Genomic DNA, 15,519 nt, shown 5'->3' with positions numbered 1-15,519 from the left:
AGTTTGCTATAACCCCTTCGAGTTTTAGACTTTTGCGCCGCTCATTAGTGGCTAAACTATATGAAGGCATAGAACGCAACGTGGCAGACGCGGGAGTATACCAGCACTTAAATCACATTGCTACCGATCGGTTGTTTTTCCCACAAGAAAATTATCGCTATTTACAAATAAGTGTTAAGAAAGCAAAACGACCGGCATTCTAATGTTTATTAAGCTAAATGTTCTCTCGCTAAATACTCTAACGACTGCATTTCTTGTAAACGGCTTATACAGCGTTTAAATTCAAAATTTAAGTTGCCTTGCGTGTAAAGCTCGGTAATTGGCTTTTCAGCTGAAATAATTAACGTCACGTGGCGTTCGTAAAATTCATCGACTAAGGCAATAAAACGCCTTGCTGCATCATCATTGTTCTGACCAAGCTGTTTTACATTAGAAATAATGACCGTGTTATATAAGCGACTAATTTCCATGTAATCGACTTGGCTTCGAGCGGTCTCACACAATTCATTAAATTCAAATAGCACAACATTTTGGGCTACTTTGCGTGTTTTTATTAAGCGCCCTTCTATTTCTATAGGTTTATCAAGCTGGCCAGGTTCAGCTGACAACTTATCAAAATATTCAAACAGGTTTTTATCTGCTTGCTCATCAAGTGGGCTGTGAAAAATTTCAGCTTGTTCTAACGTTCTCAATCGATAATCAATACCCGAGTCAACATTCACTATTTCAGTATTGAGTTTTACCAGCTCAATGGCAGGCATAAAACGAGCACGTTGTAGGCCGTTTCGGTATAAATCGTCAGGCACTATATTAGAGGTAGCGACTAAAACAATTCCGCGAGCAAACAATGCTTCCATTAAACCACCAAGCAACATGGCATCCGTTATGTCTTGAACAAAAAACTCATCAAAACAAATGATGTCTGTTTCTGATTTAAATATGTCTGCAACTTTTTCCAGTGGATTGGCCGTGTTATTTAGTTTTTTTAATTCGTCATGCACACGGTGCATAAAACGATGAAAATGCACGCGCATTTTTCGTTCACTTGGCAATGCTTCGTAGAAAGTATCAACTAAGTACGTTTTCCCACGTCCAACTCCGCCCCAAAAATAAAGCCCTTTTATAGGTTCGGGTTCATTTTTACTAAATAAACTAGCGAAAAAACCTGTTGATTTTGGTTTTGCTTGTGTGAGGTCATCGTATAAACGTTGCAAGTGGCGCACAGCATTTTCTTGTGCTGCGTCGTGTACAAAGTCATCTCGTTTTAAATCTTGTTGATATGTTTGCCAAGGAGTCATATGTATTTTCTGTCAAAACGCAGTTTAATTTGTAAAGCATATTAACACGCATCATAACTCGGGGTATATTACACTTAATATGATTTATAAATGAATCAGCATTCTTTCGTTATTTTCCCAAAGGGGTAGTTTTATGGGCACAGTGATATGGGTAGGTTTAATTGTTATTGTAGCGGTTATAGCATTTTTTATTGGTGCATTTGTTACTAAAAAACAGTTCAAACAAGATGAATTAAAAGAGCAAGCGGAACAAGCGCAAAATGCACTTGAGCAATATCGCCAAGACGTAGCTGACCATTTAGCAAGTACCAGCAAGCTTGTAAATAAAATGAAAGATAACTACAACCAGCTTCTTAGCCACGTTGAAGAAACAAATCAATTACTTTTAGAAGATAGAAATAAAGAACCTGCAGCTCCATACTTCTCAAAAGAAACAACAGAGCAATTACAAGCATCTTTAAAAGAACGCCGTTCTGATCGCTCTTCAGCAGAGGCGCAACCTGCAGACTTTGTGTCGGGTGAGTCCGGTTTATTTGCTGGTGAAAATAAAGTACAGGAACGTTCTAAAGCATCTTGATGAACTTTTTTTTGACCCCATAGTCTTTAGATATAACAGCTTTGTTGTTTTATCTTACTAACAAACTAAAAAAGGCTGCTTATGCAGCCTTTTTTAATTTTTGTTTTTCCTAAGTGGAGTAAACCCTGACTATGAAAATGAAATTATCACTTATCAGTGCTGCTATTTTATCTACAAGCTTATTAATGAGCCCGGTAGCGTCTTATGCAAAGTTACCAATAGCAGTTAACGGGCAACAGCTACCTACTCTTGCACCTATGCTTGAACAAATCTCCCCGGGGGTTGTGAGTATTCAGGTATCAGGCTCTAAAGAAGTTCGCCGCCGCGCAGACCCGCTTGAGTTCTTTTTTGGCCAGCAACAACCTCGCAGCCAAAAGCGCCAATTTAGTGGTTTGGGTTCAGGTGTGATTATCGATGCAGATGAAGGCTATGTGGTTACTAATAATCACGTGATCCAAGATGCAGAAAAAATGATCGTTACCCTCGAAGATGGACGTGAATTTGAAGCTACTAAAATTGGTACGGATAAAGAGTCTGACATTGCACTACTGCAAATAGATGCTGATGACCTGACAGAAATCAAACTCGCTAACTCAGACCAATTACGAGTCGGAGATTTTGCAGTTGCTATAGGTAACCCGTTTGGCTTAAGCCACACCGTAACCTCAGGTATTGTCAGTGCGCTTGGACGCAGTGGTTTGAACATTGAAGGTTACGAAGATTTTATTCAAACCGACGCTGCAATTAACCAAGGTAACTCAGGCGGTGCTTTAGTAAATTTAAATGGCGAGTTGATTGGCATTAATACCGCTATTTTAGGTGCATCGGGTGGTAATGTTGGAATTGGTTTTGCTATTCCATCTAATATGATGAAAAACTTGGTTGATCAAATTATTGAGCATGGTGAAGTTCGTCGTGGCTCTTTAGGCATATCGGGTCGTCCACTTGATGCGGGGTTAGCTAAAGCACAACAACTTGATGTAAAACAAGGTGCTTATGTAATGCAGGTAATGGATGATACCGCTGCAAGTAAAGCAGGCATAAAAGCCGGGGATGTTATTGTAAGCATTAATGGCAGCGATATAAGCGGCTTCCATGAACTGCGCAGTAAAATTGCTACATTAGGTGAAGGCAGAGAAATAAAGCTCAGTATTTACCGAGATGGAAAAATAAAAACGCTCAAAGTCACACTCGACGGTGCATCTGGTGTTAAAGCGGTTGGCGAAGAACTGCACCCCGCATTTCAAGGCGCTGAGTTAGAGAATGTTCAAAAAAATAATGCTAAAGGCATTGAGATTACCTCTGTCGACCCTCGCTCTCCTTCTGCACGCGTAGGCCTAGAAGAAGGCGACATGATAGTACAAGTGAACCGCCAACGTGTTGAGACTATTCGCGATATGAATAAAATCATCGAAAACACCAAAGGCAATATTGTATTAGGCGTTAAGCGTGGACGCGAGTCTATATTTATTCTAATTCAGTAATTAATCGCGGGATATGTGTAATAAAAATAACAGTGGCACTTGCCGCTGTTATTTTTTTTGTGCCATCATAAAGGGATTGCTCCTTTAATAATAAGAAACTTGTGCTGAAATTCATTAAATTTGTTCTCCCCCCTCTATTTGCAGGCCTCAGTATTGCTTTTTTGGTGGTGTTTTTCAGCCCAAATATGAGAGCGGCATTGCTGCCTAATGTTCCTATCCCCAGTGCAATGAGTGCAAGCCACTTAAGCTTTTCTGATGCAGTAAAGCGCGCAGCCCCCTCTGTCGTTACTATTTTTTCTGAAAGTATTTCCAAGGAGCCACGCTACAAAAGAAAAAACACCGTTCAGGAGCTAGGCTCAGGCGTAATTATGTCGCAAGATGGTTACATTCTAACTAATTATCATGTTGTTAATAATGCTGATGTCATTATGGTGATTTTAACTGACGGCCGACGTTTTTTTGATGTCCAGCTTATTGGTTTTGATACAATTACTGATTTAGCACTGCTAAAAATAAATGCAGAACACCTTCCTGTTATCCCTGTAAACGATGACTACACGACAAGTGTGGGTGATGTTGTATTAGCTATTGGCAACCCACTTAATCTAGGGCAAACAATCACACAGGGAATTATTAGTGCCACAGGCAAACAAAAAATTACCGATAGCCCGTTTAATAACCTACTTCAAATGGATGCGGCAATTAATGTAGGAAACTCCGGTGGCGCACTTGTTAATTCAAATGGTGATTTAGTAGGTATTACTTCGGCGCAATTTAAAACTCGCGAAAACTTAAACATTCAAGGCATCTTTTTTGCTGTCCCATACACTTTAGCTAAGGAGGTCATGGCTAAGCTAATTCGCCATGGCCGTGTAGTCCGTGGTTACTTAGGGTTTGAAGGCACAGCAGTAGACAGCACTGGCAAAGAAGTAAATGATAACTTAACCCCTGTGAGCGGCATGCGTATTACAAATTTAGATCCATTAGGGCCTGCTTGGCAAGCGGGAATTGAAGAGCAAGATATTGTAATAAAAATTGCTGGGCTTTCAGTGGCTAACCCACAAAAGGTACTCGAAAAAATTGGCAATACTGAACCAGGTAAAAAAATAGAATTTGAATTGTATAGAGATGGGAAAATCGAAAAAATAATGGTGACGGTTGCCGAGCTTGAAACTAAGCTCTAAAGCCTAAAAGGTCGGTGAGTATACACCGACCTATACTTTGACTTTGTTAGCTTGCTCTACGCTTTATGTTCGCGCCTAGCGCGCTGAGTTTATCCTCAATACGCTGATACCCTCTATCAACATGATAAATACGGTCAACAACTGTTTCACCTTGCGCAACAATACCGGTAAGAATTAAGCTCGCTGATGCACGTAAATCAGTAGCCATTACTTGAGCACCTGACAAGCTTTTAGTCTCACCACATATCGCTGTATTACCCTCTAAGCGAATGTTTGCGCCCATGCGCTGTAACTCAGGCACATGCATAAAGCGATTCTCAAAAATGGTTTCTGTAATTGTCGCACTGCCGTTAGCCACTACATTAAGAGCAGTAAACTGAGCTTGCATATCGGTTGGAAAACCCGGATGTGGTGCAGTTTTAACATTCACAGCTTTAAGATCACGACCACGCATATCTAGATAAATAGAATCGTCTTTTACTTCAAGTAAGGCATTTGTAGCGCGCAGTTTTTCAATAACAGGTTCAAGTGAATGGAAGTCTGTGTTTTTACACAATACTTCACCGCCAGCCATTGCTGCAGCAACTAAAAAAGTACCTGTTTCAATACGATCCGGTAAAATTTTATGTTCACAACCCGCTAGGCGCTCTACACCTTCAATTTCAATACGGCTTGTTCCAGCACCCTTAATCTTAGCGCCCATTGCAATTAAGCAGTTAGCTAAGTCGGTAATTTCAGGCTCGCGTGCTGCGTTTTCAAGTACTGTTTTACCATCGGCTAATGCTGCTGCCATCAACAAGTTCTCGGTTGCGCCTACACTGACCATCTCCATAAAGATTTCAGCGCCTTTTAAATGACCATCCACTTTTGCATTAATGTAGCCATTTTCAACGCTAATTTGCGCACCTAAACGTTCCATACCTTGAATATGAATATCAACAGGACGTGCACCAATAGCACAGCCGCCAGGCAATGAAACTTGCGCTTCACCAAAGCGAGCAACTAAAGGCCCTAATGCTAATACAGACGCGCGCATCTGTTTCACTAAATCGTATGGAGCCAAGGTTTTATCAACGGTTGCACCGTCAATTATAAGTGTATCACCCTGCCAATTTACATTTGCACCTAATGTTTTTAGTAAAGCTTCGGTAGTAACAATATCGCGTAAGCGCGGCACATTAGTAAATGTACTTTTACCATCGGCCAAAAGTGAGGCAAATAAAATAGGCAGTGCCGCATTTTTAGCACCAGAAATAGTCACCTCACCAGCAAGTGAAGTGCCACCTTGAATAACAAATTGATCCATTAGGGGGCCCTATTTATTGCGGTAAAATAAATTTTTGTTCGCGTTTCCACTCAGTCGGTGTAAAAGCACGAATAGAAACTGCATGAATAGTACCGTCTGAAATAGTATTCATTAATGGGCCATATACTAGCTGTTGCTTTTTAACTCGGCTTAAACCGTCGAAGCACTCACCTACGGCAACAACTTCATAATGGCTTCCATTGGCTTTTACATGAACTTCTGCTAATTGAAGTTCTTCGCGTAATAATGTTTCGACTTGGCTAGTTTCCATAACTCTCACTCAAATAGGGTTGTAACTTGACCCAATTGCATTAAATTTTGCAATTGCTCAGGTGGATTTTGCAATTCAAGGCGAATACCTTGTTGCTTTAATTCTGCAAAAGAGTGAATTAACCAAGCTAAGCCGGCTGTGTCAACCCTTGACACCCCACTTAGGTCAAAATAGATGGTTTTATGCTTAGTTTGTAGCTGCTTGTTCAGAAGTTGTTCATCGCCAATTGAATTTCGAGAGAGCTCGCCGCTCACTCGAAACTGTTGCTCGTCAATTTGGCTTATGGCCAATTTAGTCATTCGAGCTGTTACCTCTAAATTGAACTGGAAGCTTACTTTTTTGCTCTAAAAGATCACTTACCTTGTCGATACCTTGTTGACGTAAAATACCTTGCAGTTCACTTTGCTTGGCATCTAACAAGCTTATGCCTTCAGCAATCATGTCGTATGCACGCCACTGCCCACTGCGATCTTCACGAACTTTAAAATCAATGCGGATATCTGGCTTACCATCTTCAATTATTTTTGTTTTTACTACAACTACATCCTGACCTTTAAATGGTTGTGGTGCACCAAATTCAACGTGTTGATTAGTATATTGGGTAAATACACCAGCGTAGGTCGCAACTAAATACTCTCTAAACACGCCAATAAAGCGCTGAATATCTTTAATTGCTTGTGCCTTTTCAGCATCATCAGTAATTGCGCGTACTTTAGATACTTCACTTCCTAGTACACGAAGTGCTGCGTATTTATAATCAATATAGGGCATCAACTCTTCTTCAACGATAACGCGAAGGTACTCTTGATCTTTAACAATCAATGGTTGATCTTTTTTGATACGGTCAAATGTGTGCTCTGATACTTTTCGTACCATTTTATTTGGATCGTCTAATTTTACTTCTGCAGCACTCACCGTTTGCACTAGGCTCAGTGCGCTAAGTGTTATAATAGCTAAATACTTTTTCAACATAATAATTACTCACTACCTTGGTTGAATAGAAACTGCCCAATTAATTCTTCTAATACAATGGCAGACTTAGTATCAATAATTGAATCTCCATTGCCTAACGCCTTACTTTCTACGCCAAATAAATCATCAATTGCTGTATCTTGTTCATTGTTAGTTACTGTTTCACCTAAACAGCGCTGTTCCGCTGAACTAGAAGCAATAACAGGGTTTATACCTAAGTATTGCTCGCCTAAAATACCCGATGTAAGTATTGATATAGAGCTTGTATCTGAAAAACGACATAGGTATTGCGCATCAATGGTCATATCAACCACAGGTAAAAACTCCTTTGGATGAACATAAATCGACTCAACTCGACCAATTACCACACCACCCACTTTTATAGGGGCACGTGCTTTTAATGAGCCAATATTTTCAAATTTTGCATTAAGTGAATAGGTTTCGCCTGAGCCACTAATACCCGCATTCGCTACTTTAAGCGCTAACATAGCAAAAGCTAAAATGCCAAGCGCTACAAAAAAGCCAACTAAAATTTCTAATTTCCGTGAATTCATTATTTATACCCTAATTAGCTAGTAAACATTACCGCTGTCAAAATAAAGTCGAAACCTAAAACGGCCAATGACGAATGTACAACTGTTTCGGTAGTTGCTTTGCTGATCCCTTCCGATGTTGGAACACAGTCATAGCCTTTGTAAAGTGCAATCCAAGTTACAACTATTGCAAATACAAAACTTTTAATTATGCCGTTTAGCACATCAGCCTGAAACGACACTTGCGATTGCATAATTGACCAAAAACTACCAGTATCTACACCTAACCAATCAACCCCAACTAAATGAGCACCTATAATTGCAACGGCAGAAAATATAATTGCAAGTAAAGGCATGCTAATAAAGCCAGCCCAAAAGCGGGGTGCAATAATACGTTTAAGTGGATCAATTGCCATCATCTCTAACGATGAGAGTTGCTCGGTGGCTTTCATTAAGCCTATTTCTGCGGTAAGTGCACTACCAGCACGCCCCGCAAATAATAGTGCAGTAACTACGGGGCCTAACTCGCGTAATAAACTCAGCGCAACAAGCGGCCCTAAGCTATCTTCAGCGCCATACCCTACTAATACGGTGTAGCCTTGCAGTGCGAGTACCATACCGATAAACAAGCCAGAAACCATAATAATTAGTAGTGATTGCGAGCCCACCATATAAAGCTGGCGCACAAGCAGCGGTGTGCCTTTTTTAAAATTAGGAACATGCGCAAGTGCACTAAACAACATATAAGCTGAGCGGCCAAGGGCAGCAAAGCGCCCAAGCGTTTTATGCCCTAACTTTTGAAACAGATCCAACATTAGGCTTTTTCTCCAAGCAGCTCATCTGCATAGGCTTGCGCGGGGAAATGAAATGGAACAGGGCCATCGGACAAACCTTTTAAAAATTGCTGAACTAGCTCAGACTCATGATTGCGCATTTCATCTGGCGTACCTGAACCTATTACGCCCTGATCGGCAATAATAATAACGTGATCGGCAATACTCATGACTTCAGTCACATCATGGGTCACAATTAAAGACGACAAACCCAATACTTGATTGAGCGATTTAATTAACTTTACAAGCACGCCCATTGAAATAGGATCTTGGCCAGCAAACGGTTCGTCATACATAATAAGCTCTGGATCGAGCGCTATTGCGCGCGCAAGAGCAGCACGCCTTGCCATACCGCCAGATAACTCTGAGGGCATTAAATCTTTAGCACCACGCAAACCCACAGCCTGCAACTTCATTAGCACAACTAATCGAATAAGGTCTTCACTTAGTTTTGTGTGCTCGCGAATCGGAAAAGCAATATTGTCAAACACGGACATGTCAGTAAACAAAGCACCACTTTGAAATAGCATGCTCATTTTTGTACGCGCTTCATATAATTCTGAGCGCGTCATGGAAGGAATACTGCCACCTTCAAATAAAATATCACCCGAGTCGGGTTTTAATTGACCACCAATTAAACGCAACATCGTAGTTTTACCAATGCCGCTTGGTCCCATAATCGCAGTGATTTTGCCTTTAGGCACACTAAAGCTCATATTTTTATATATGACCCTATCGCCTCTGGAAAAGCTAACATCCTTGACTTCTACTATTGATTGCGACAAGTCGCTCTCCATAAAAATGTTCACTAGTGCCCCTATTTTAAATCTTTTTGATCCAATATGGAAAAAACAATTCGTAAGATTTTGTAATGTACGTGCAAAACACACATTAAGACTCACTTATATTCACTTAACCAACACTTAAAATAGGACCTGTCCCCCTGTCGAAATCAAATTTAAAGTAAACTGTTTAGTATGTAGGTAAGGCTGAGCTATTGAAGAGTGATTACTTCCTATAAATTGATACTCAAAGGCTGCCAGCTCCTACTAATTAATTTTTAGTAAAATGAATTAGTCTACGTAGTTGACCTTACTCTTTTATTTATACTTTCATCGTGGCATTTGTTACTATTCGCGCCATTCCTATTTTGAACAACTGGCTTAATACAATGGTTACCTCGTTTGTTATTTTGATTCTTGGTTTTGCAGCCCTAGTTTGGAGTGCTGACAGGTTTGTTTATGGTGCTGCGGCACTGGCTAAAAACTTTGGTGTACCGACCTTAATTGTTGGTTTGACCGTTGTTGCCATGGGCTCATCAGCACCTGAAATGATGGTGTCGGCCTCAGCCGCATTAGCAGAAAAAACCGACACCGCGGTAGGTAACGCAATTGGCTCAAATATCACAAATATTTTGCTGGTATTAGGGATTACCGCTTTATTTAGGCCTCTTAGCGTTTCTTCAAGCACATTAAAACGTGAAATCCCGTTAGTGCTTATCATATCGCTGGCTACCTGGTATATATTTTCAGATAACTACTTTTCGTTCACCGAAGGCGTTGCGTTATTAATTGGTTTTGTCGTATTTATTGGCGGGCTAATTATTGTTTCGCTGCGTGCAAAAAATCAAACAGACCCATTTGTATCAGAAGCATGTGACGAAGTACCAAACGACGTACCAACTAAAAAGGCCATTCTTTGGTTGGTTATTGGTATGGTTTTACTCCCTATTAGCGCACATTTTTTAATTGATTCAGCGGTGGATATTGCTAAATACTTTGGCTTAAGCGATTTAGTGATTGGCTTAACAATTATTGCAATAGGAACTAGCCTGCCTGAGCTTGCTGCCTCGATTGCGGGCGTACTTAAAAATGAAGATGATTTAGCGCTGGGTAATATTGTTGGCTCTAATATTTTTAATATTCTTGCAGTATTGCCTTTTGCAGGCATTATTAACCCTTCAGTGATTGACCCGTCGGTTGCTAACCGCGACATACTAATAATGATTGGTGCCACTGTTGCGCTTATTATCATGTCATTGAACTTTAGGGGTGCTCAACGCATCAATAGAGTAGAAGGCAGCTTATTATTAATCGCATTTTTGGGCTACCAAGGGTATATTTTTAGTCAAGTAGGGTAAGTAATGGCAACGCTAAATTTTATTGAACAAGGCTTACGTGTATTAGATATAGAGCGCCAAGCATTGAGTGATATTGCACAATATGTGGATGAAAATTTTCATCAAGCATGTCAATTAATATATGATTGCCAAGGCCGAACTATCGTTATAGGTATGGGAAAATCAGGTCATATTGGTAATAAAATAGCAGCAACATTAGCAAGTACTGGTAGCCCTGCTTTTTTTGTGCATCCGGGTGAGGCCAGTCATGGCGATCTGGGGATGATCACTAAAAATGATGTGGTTATGCTCATTTCTAACTCTGGTGAAACAAGCGAAGTACTCAATATAATTCCTGTTTTAAAACGCCTTGGCGCCAAAATGATAGCCATGACAGGCAACGCAAGCTCAACGATGGCCACGCTTGCAAACGTACATATTTGCATAAAAGTTCAAAAAGAAGCCTGTTCGTTAGGCTTAGCCCCAACCGCAAGCACAACAGCAACACTTGCAATGGGTGATGCCATGGCGGTTGCACTTTTAGAAGCCCGTGGTTTTACAGCTGATGACTTTGCACTATCTCACCCCGGCGGTAGTTTAGGTAAACGTTTGCTGCTGACCTTAAAAGATGTCATGCATAGCGGTAAAAACACACCTATTATTAATGTTACGCAAACTATAAAAGATGCGCTAATAGAAATGTCGGCCAAAGGGTTAGGTATGACGGCCATAGTTGATTCTCAGCAGCAACTTGTAGGGCTATTTACTGACGGTGATTTACGCCGTATTTTAGAACAACGAATTGATATACATACAACACGAATAGATGTTGTGATGACTAAGTCCTGCACCACTGCAACACAAGATATTTTGGCCGCTGAAGCGTTAAATATTATGGAGCAAAAACGTATAAATGGCTTAATAATTGTTGATGAGCAAAATCACCCTATTGGTGCATTAAATATGCAAGACTTATTAAAAGCAGGAGTACTATAAATGCAATTTGAAGAGCTCTATCAACCTCTAAGCGAAGACGCAAAAGCACGTGCTAAAAAAGTAAAGCTGCTTATTTGTGATATTGATGGTGTGTTTTCTGATGGTCGTATTTATCTGGGTAACCAAGGTGAAGAGCTCAAAGCATTTAATACAAAAGATGGCTTTGGCATTAAAGCGCTAATTAACAGCGGCTTTGACGTTGCGGTTATTACCGGACGACACTCAAAAATAGTACAACAACGTATGACAAGCCTAACAGTACAACACATTTACCAAGGCCAAGAAAACAAACTCCTCGCTTATGAGGAGCTAAAAACAAAGCTTAGCTTATGTGATGAGCAAATTGCCTACATTGGCGATGATGGCCCTGACATGCCAGTAATGGAGTTAGTAGGGTTTGCTGTTGCAGTAAATGACGCACATCCGCTAATAAAACGTTTAGCGCATTACACCACACAAATGCTTGGTGGATTTGGTGCAGTGAGAGAGCTTACCGACCTGCTAATGCTTGAAAACAACAAACCCTTGACCACCAAAGGTACGAGTTCATGAATGCAGCGCGCATCATATTAAGCGTTTTATTCATCAGCTGTATGGTTTGGCTTTGGTACCCTTATTTCACACAAGTAAGTTTACCGCAGCAAACCGAAGCAGACATAATTGCAAAGCCCGATTACACTGCCATAGAGCTAAAACAAACTGCGTATGACGAGAATGGGAAAATTAGCCACAAAGTAACGGCAGCGCGAATGGAGTTATATCAAGAGTTAGGATTTACCTTTTTTGATAAACCCATTTTTACGCTTTATAACGACAAACAAACGTGGCGAATTAACGCTAACGAAGCAACATTATACGAAGGCAGACAATTAATACTAGAAGGTAACGTTGTTGCTAGTAATTTAACTGATAACGCAATGATAGATAAGATAAATACTGATAATATTCAGGTAGATATAAAATTACTAACGATGCAATCAGAGCAACCTGTCATTGTTACAGGACCCAATTTAAAGATCACCGGTAAAGGCCTCGAAGCCGATTTAAAAACCGAAGTGATAAAACTAATTAACCATACGCGAACTATTTATTATGACCAATAAACTATTAACACTCTTTATCATTCCAACATTTATACTTGCATTCGGTGCAAATGCCGCTGAACCAACGGCGCCACTTACTGCAAATCAAATTTCGATTAGTGCAGATAAGCAAGAAGGTCAACTAAAAGAAAATGTAGGTATATTCGAAAAAAACGTTGAAATTATTCATGGCGACAGAAAAATTACCGCTGACCGACTAGAAGTGCATAAACGCGATGAATTGGGTGATAACAAGCAACTGTTAATTGCCACAGGTACACCTGCTTATTTTGAAGAAAAACAAGCCGACGGCACAATAATGAGCGCCAGCGCTAATGAAGTTAGATACGATGTTTCTAAACGTTTTTTAACATTAATTGGAGATGCCCAGGTCTCTCAAGCTGGGCAAAAAATGAATGCAAAAAGCATTACCTACGATATTGAGCAACAACTCATTAGCGCCGAAAAAGATGAAAGCTCAACTGATCGCGTGCACACCATTTTAGTACCTGTGGAGCCAAAAAAAAGCGATAAAGGTCAGCCATGAGTACATTAAAAGCAGAGCTATTAGCCAAAAGCTACAAAGGCCGAGAAGTCGTTAAAAATGTAGGCTTAGAAGTTAAAGCCGGCAGCATAGTGGGCTTACTTGGTCCTAACGGTGCAGGTAAAACCACCACGTTTTATATGATTGTAGGCTTAGTCCCTAGCGATAAAGGTAAAATATCTATCGACGAGAACGATATTACTCTTTTACCTATGCACAGTCGTGCTAGATTAGGCATTGGCTACTTGCCGCAAGAGTCGTCTATATTCAGAAAGTTAACCGTATATCAAAACTTAATGGCTATTTTAGAAACTCGAAAGGAGCTCACTAAGCAAGCCAGAGAAGATACACTTAATAATCTATTGGATGAATTTAGCATTCAACACATTCGCGACAGCAAAGGTATGGCACTATCGGGCGGAGAGCGTCGCCGAGTAGAGATTGCACGTGCTTTAGCAGCAGATCCAAAGTTTATTTTATTAGACGAGCCGTTTGCCGGCGTTGACCCTATTTCAGTGTTGGATATTAAAAAAATTATTGAACACCTTAAAAACCGTGGTATTGGTGTATTAATAACAGACCATAATGTAAGAGAAACCCTTGATGTTTGCGAAAAAGCCTACATTGTTTCTCATGGGGAACTGATTGCTTCTGGTACCCCTGAACACGTATTAAACGATAAAACTGTACGCGATGTATATTTAGGCGAGCAATTTAGGCTGTAACATTTACGCCTTATTTGTATGCATCTGCTAGTATTAATTATAACAACTTAAAAGGATTGTTAGAGATACATGAGGCAATCACTACAGCTGCGCATGGGCCAGCAACTTACAATGACACCTCAGTTGCAGCAAGCTATTCGCTTGCTGCAATTAAGCACATTGGATCTTCAGCAAGAAATACAAGAAGCGCTCGACAGCAACCCATTACTTGAGGTTGAGGAGCAAGACTATGCCGATGACCTTGCAGGCAAAAATGAGCAAAAAGCAGATAATGATGAAGTGACAGTAAGTGCATCTGCAGATGAAGCCCCCAGTGAGTATGAACAAGACAGTGGTGAAGCCCTAGCAAAAGATACCGTCAGTGACGACATGGCAATGGACGTTAGCTGGGATGAGTACATGAGTGCCGCCCCAGCATCGTCTTCAGGCCCCATGCCTGAAGATGAGTCTATTTATCAAGGTGCATCGACTGAAACGCTTCACGAATACTTAATGTGGCAATTACAACTAACGCCATTTAGCCCTACGGATGAAGCGATTGCTATTGCAATAGTTGAAGCCGTGGACGACTCAGGCATATTAACCCTCAGCTGTGAAGAAATTTTAGAGAGCTTTAATCAAGATAACGACGATGACGTTGAGGTTGAACTTGATGAAATAGAAGCAGTTTTAAAGCGTATTCAATTATTTGACCCTGTTGGTATTGCAGCACGAAGCTTACAAGAATGTTTGTGTATTCAGTTAAATCAATTTGATAAAGGCACTCCTTTTATTGACGAAACAAAAATGATTTTAACCGAGCACATAGATTTGTTAGCTGCTCGCGACTATCGTACATTAATGAAAAAAACGAAGCTCAAAGAAGATGAGCTTAAAGAAGTAATGACACTTATTCATACGCTTAACCCAAAGCCTGCAGACACAATAGTGCGAGAAGAGTCTGAATATGTAATACCAGATGTGTCAGTTAAGAAAATTAAAGGCCGCTGGGTGGTTGAACTAAACCCAGACAGCATGCCAAAAATTCGTGTAAACAGCCAATATGCTGCAATGTCGCGTACAGTTAAGTCGAGCGGTGATAGCCAATTTATTCGCTCACATTTACAAGAAGCTAAATGGTTTATTAAAAGTTTAGAAAGCAGAAACGACACGCTTTTAAAAGTAACTAACTGTATCGTAAAGCAACAACAAGGTTTTTTTGAACACGGTCCAGAAGCCATGAAACCTATGGTTTTAAATGATGTAGCCGAAATGGTAGAAATGCACGAATCGACAATTTCGCGCGTAACGACTCAAAAGTACATGCACACACCGCGTGGAATATTTGAGCTTAAATACTTTTTCTCAAGCCATGTAAGCACCGAAAATGGTGGAGAATGTTCATCCACAGCGATACGAGCACTTATCAAAAAACTAATCGCAGCAGAAAACTCAGCAAAACCATTGAGTGATAGCAAAATTGCGGATATATTGGCTGAGCAAGGAATTAAAGTAGCAAGACGTACAATCGCAAAATACCGCGAATCTCTTGCTATTCCACCGTCAAATCAGCGAAAGAGCCTGATCTAAGACGCTAAACAAAGAGGGTAATGCTT

General features: G+C 40.4%; 19 protein-coding genes. 10 read left to right on the top strand and 9 right to left on the bottom strand.

From position 1 onward, the window contains the following. Positions 1–209: 209 nt before the first annotated feature. The gene (gene zapE, locus ATS76_RS01160; RefSeq protein WP_058550703.1) at positions 210–1,298 is read right to left on the bottom strand and encodes a cell division protein ZapE; all 1,089 of its coding nucleotides are present in this window, start codon (positions 1,296–1,298) and stop codon (positions 210–212) included. 133 nt (positions 1,299–1,431) lie between these two features. On the opposite strand from zapE, the gene ATS76_RS01155 reads away from it, so the two are divergent. Continuing rightward, entirely contained in the window at positions 1,432–1,875 is a 444-nt protein-coding gene (locus ATS76_RS01155) for a YhcB family protein (protein ID WP_058403240.1), read from the top strand. A 131-nt stretch (positions 1,876–2,006) separates the two neighbouring features. Next, on the top strand, positions 2,007–3,359 hold the full coding sequence (locus ATS76_RS01150) for a Do family serine endopeptidase (protein WP_008130320.1): 1,353 nt from the start codon (positions 2,007–2,009) through the stop codon (positions 3,357–3,359). Here ATS76_RS01150 and ATS76_RS19350 read toward each other — a convergent pair. Beyond that, on the bottom strand, positions 3,343–3,672 hold the full coding sequence (locus ATS76_RS19350; RefSeq protein ID WP_235590906.1) for a hypothetical protein: 330 nt from the start codon (positions 3,670–3,672) through the stop codon (positions 3,343–3,345). The genes ATS76_RS01150 and ATS76_RS19350 overlap by 17 nt on opposite strands. On the opposite strand from ATS76_RS19350, the gene ATS76_RS01145 reads away from it, so the two are divergent. Beyond that, positions 3,587–4,543, top strand: a complete 957-nt coding sequence (locus ATS76_RS01145) for a trypsin-like peptidase domain-containing protein (RefSeq protein ID WP_235590904.1) — start codon at positions 3,587–3,589, stop codon at positions 4,541–4,543. The two genes, ATS76_RS19350 and ATS76_RS01145, sit on opposite strands and share 86 nt — an antisense overlap. Before the next feature lie 46 nt (positions 4,544–4,589). On the opposite strand, the gene murA is transcribed toward ATS76_RS01145, so the two are convergent. From murA to ATS76_RS01110, 7 genes are read right to left on the bottom strand one after another with little or no spacing between them, the layout of a single operon-like run. After that, the gene (gene murA / locus ATS76_RS01140; protein ID WP_058550701.1) at positions 4,590–5,849 is read right to left on the bottom strand and encodes a UDP-N-acetylglucosamine 1-carboxyvinyltransferase; all 1,260 of its coding nucleotides are present in this window, start codon (positions 5,847–5,849) and stop codon (positions 4,590–4,592) included. A gap of 13 nt (positions 5,850–5,862) precedes the next feature. After that, the gene (locus ATS76_RS01135) at positions 5,863–6,120 is read right to left on the bottom strand and encodes a BolA family protein (protein ID WP_006792109.1); all 258 of its coding nucleotides are present in this window, start codon (positions 6,118–6,120) and stop codon (positions 5,863–5,865) included. 5 nt (positions 6,121–6,125) lie between these two features. After that, on the bottom strand, positions 6,126–6,419 hold the full coding sequence (locus ATS76_RS01130; protein ID WP_058403244.1) for an STAS domain-containing protein: 294 nt from the start codon (positions 6,417–6,419) through the stop codon (positions 6,126–6,128). Further along, positions 6,412–7,092, bottom strand: a complete 681-nt coding sequence (locus tag ATS76_RS01125; protein WP_058550700.1) for an MlaC/ttg2D family ABC transporter substrate-binding protein — start codon at positions 7,090–7,092, stop codon at positions 6,412–6,414. The genes ATS76_RS01130 and ATS76_RS01125 overlap by 8 nt, the downstream gene beginning before the upstream one ends. Before the next feature lie 5 nt (positions 7,093–7,097). Next, positions 7,098–7,646: an outer membrane lipid asymmetry maintenance protein MlaD gene (gene mlaD, locus ATS76_RS01120; protein WP_006792106.1), complete on the bottom strand. Its 549-nt coding sequence runs from the start codon at positions 7,644–7,646 to the stop codon at positions 7,098–7,100. Between the two features lie 14 nt (positions 7,647–7,660). Then, entirely contained in the window at positions 7,661–8,440 is a 780-nt protein-coding gene (gene mlaE / locus ATS76_RS01115) for a lipid asymmetry maintenance ABC transporter permease subunit MlaE (RefSeq protein ID WP_006792105.1), read from the bottom strand. After that, positions 8,440–9,255 carry an ATP-binding cassette domain-containing protein gene (locus ATS76_RS01110; protein ID WP_074210176.1) on the bottom strand — a complete coding sequence of 272 codons (816 nt, stop codon included), beginning with the start codon at positions 9,253–9,255 and terminating at the stop codon, positions 8,440–8,442. Before ATS76_RS01110 ends, mlaE begins: the two co-directional genes overlap by 1 nt. A gap of 374 nt (positions 9,256–9,629) precedes the next feature. On the opposite strand from ATS76_RS01110, the gene ATS76_RS01105 reads away from it, so the two are divergent. The 7 genes from ATS76_RS01105 to ATS76_RS01075 all read left to right on the top strand — a co-directional run bounded on the left by ATS76_RS01105 (position 9,630) and on the right by ATS76_RS01075 (position 15,493). Further along, positions 9,630–10,598, top strand: coding sequence for a calcium/sodium antiporter (locus ATS76_RS01105; protein ID WP_058550699.1), 969 nt, complete (start codon positions 9,630–9,632; stop codon positions 10,596–10,598). Between the two features lie 3 nt (positions 10,599–10,601). Continuing rightward, complete coding sequence (locus tag ATS76_RS01100; protein ID WP_058550698.1) at positions 10,602–11,573, top strand: KpsF/GutQ family sugar-phosphate isomerase; 972 nt, start codon at positions 10,602–10,604, stop codon at positions 11,571–11,573. Beyond that, entirely contained in the window at positions 11,574–12,125 is a 552-nt protein-coding gene (gene kdsC / locus ATS76_RS01095) for a 3-deoxy-manno-octulosonate-8-phosphatase KdsC (RefSeq protein ID WP_058550697.1), read from the top strand. Next, positions 12,122–12,676, top strand: coding sequence for an LPS export ABC transporter periplasmic protein LptC (gene lptC, locus ATS76_RS01090; protein WP_058550696.1), 555 nt, complete (start codon positions 12,122–12,124; stop codon positions 12,674–12,676). Before kdsC ends, lptC begins: the two co-directional genes overlap by 4 nt. Then, positions 12,666–13,202: a lipopolysaccharide transport periplasmic protein LptA gene (lptA, locus tag ATS76_RS01085; protein ID WP_058550695.1), complete on the top strand. Its 537-nt coding sequence runs from the start codon at positions 12,666–12,668 to the stop codon at positions 13,200–13,202. The genes lptC and lptA overlap by 11 nt, the downstream gene beginning before the upstream one ends. Continuing rightward, the gene (gene lptB / locus ATS76_RS01080) at positions 13,199–13,924 is read left to right on the top strand and encodes an LPS export ABC transporter ATP-binding protein (RefSeq protein ID WP_058550694.1); all 726 of its coding nucleotides are present in this window, start codon (positions 13,199–13,201) and stop codon (positions 13,922–13,924) included. The genes lptA and lptB overlap by 4 nt, the downstream gene beginning before the upstream one ends. A 69-nt stretch (positions 13,925–13,993) precedes the next feature. Beyond that, positions 13,994–15,493: an RNA polymerase factor sigma-54 gene (locus ATS76_RS01075; RefSeq protein WP_058403252.1), complete on the top strand. Its 1,500-nt coding sequence runs from the start codon at positions 13,994–13,996 to the stop codon at positions 15,491–15,493. Positions 15,494–15,519: the final 26 nt, after the last annotated feature.

The organism is Pseudoalteromonas sp. 10-33, from assembly GCF_001469195.1.
Classification (GTDB): Bacteria; Pseudomonadota; Gammaproteobacteria; order Enterobacterales; family Alteromonadaceae; genus Pseudoalteromonas.
This window is presented reverse-complemented; position numbering and strand designations above follow the sequence as displayed.

Bases quoted from the DNA above. Each gene is read 5' to 3' on its own strand.
- zapE (WP_058550703.1), bottom strand. From the start codon at position 1,298: ATGACTCCTTGGCAAACATATCAACAAGATTTAAAACGAGATGACTTT.
- ATS76_RS01155 (WP_058403240.1), top strand. From the start codon at position 1,432: ATGGGCACAGTGATATGGGTAGGTTTAATTGTTATTGTAGCGGTTATA.
- ATS76_RS01150 (WP_008130320.1), top strand. From the start codon at position 2,007: ATGAAAATGAAATTATCACTTATCAGTGCTGCTATTTTATCTACAAGC.
- ATS76_RS01145 (WP_235590904.1), top strand. From the start codon at position 3,587: ATGAGTGCAAGCCACTTAAGCTTTTCTGATGCAGTAAAGCGCGCAGCC.
- murA (WP_058550701.1), bottom strand. From the start codon at position 5,849: ATGGATCAATTTGTTATTCAAGGTGGCACTTCACTTGCTGGTGAGGTG.
- ATS76_RS01135 (WP_006792109.1), bottom strand. From the start codon at position 6,120: ATGGAAACTAGCCAAGTCGAAACATTATTACGCGAAGAACTTCAATTA.
- ATS76_RS01130 (WP_058403244.1), bottom strand. From the start codon at position 6,419: ATGACTAAATTGGCCATAAGCCAAATTGACGAGCAACAGTTTCGAGTG.
- ATS76_RS01125 (WP_058550700.1), bottom strand. From the start codon at position 7,092: ATGTTGAAAAAGTATTTAGCTATTATAACACTTAGCGCACTGAGCCTA.
- mlaD (WP_006792106.1), bottom strand. From the start codon at position 7,646: ATGAATTCACGGAAATTAGAAATTTTAGTTGGCTTTTTTGTAGCGCTT.
- mlaE (WP_006792105.1), bottom strand. From the start codon at position 8,440: ATGTTGGATCTGTTTCAAAAGTTAGGGCATAAAACGCTTGGGCGCTTT.
- ATS76_RS01110 (WP_074210176.1), bottom strand. From the start codon at position 9,255: ATGGAGAGCGACTTGTCGCAATCAATAGTAGAAGTCAAGGATGTTAGC.
- ATS76_RS01105 (WP_058550699.1), top strand. From the start codon at position 9,630: ATGGTTACCTCGTTTGTTATTTTGATTCTTGGTTTTGCAGCCCTAGTT.
- ATS76_RS01100 (WP_058550698.1), top strand. From the start codon at position 10,602: ATGGCAACGCTAAATTTTATTGAACAAGGCTTACGTGTATTAGATATA.
- kdsC (WP_058550697.1), top strand. From the start codon at position 11,574: ATGCAATTTGAAGAGCTCTATCAACCTCTAAGCGAAGACGCAAAAGCA.
- lptC (WP_058550696.1), top strand. From the start codon at position 12,122: ATGAATGCAGCGCGCATCATATTAAGCGTTTTATTCATCAGCTGTATG.
- lptA (WP_058550695.1), top strand. From the start codon at position 12,666: ATGACCAATAAACTATTAACACTCTTTATCATTCCAACATTTATACTT.
- lptB (WP_058550694.1), top strand. From the start codon at position 13,199: ATGAGTACATTAAAAGCAGAGCTATTAGCCAAAAGCTACAAAGGCCGA.
- ATS76_RS01075 (WP_058403252.1), top strand. From the start codon at position 13,994: ATGAGGCAATCACTACAGCTGCGCATGGGCCAGCAACTTACAATGACA.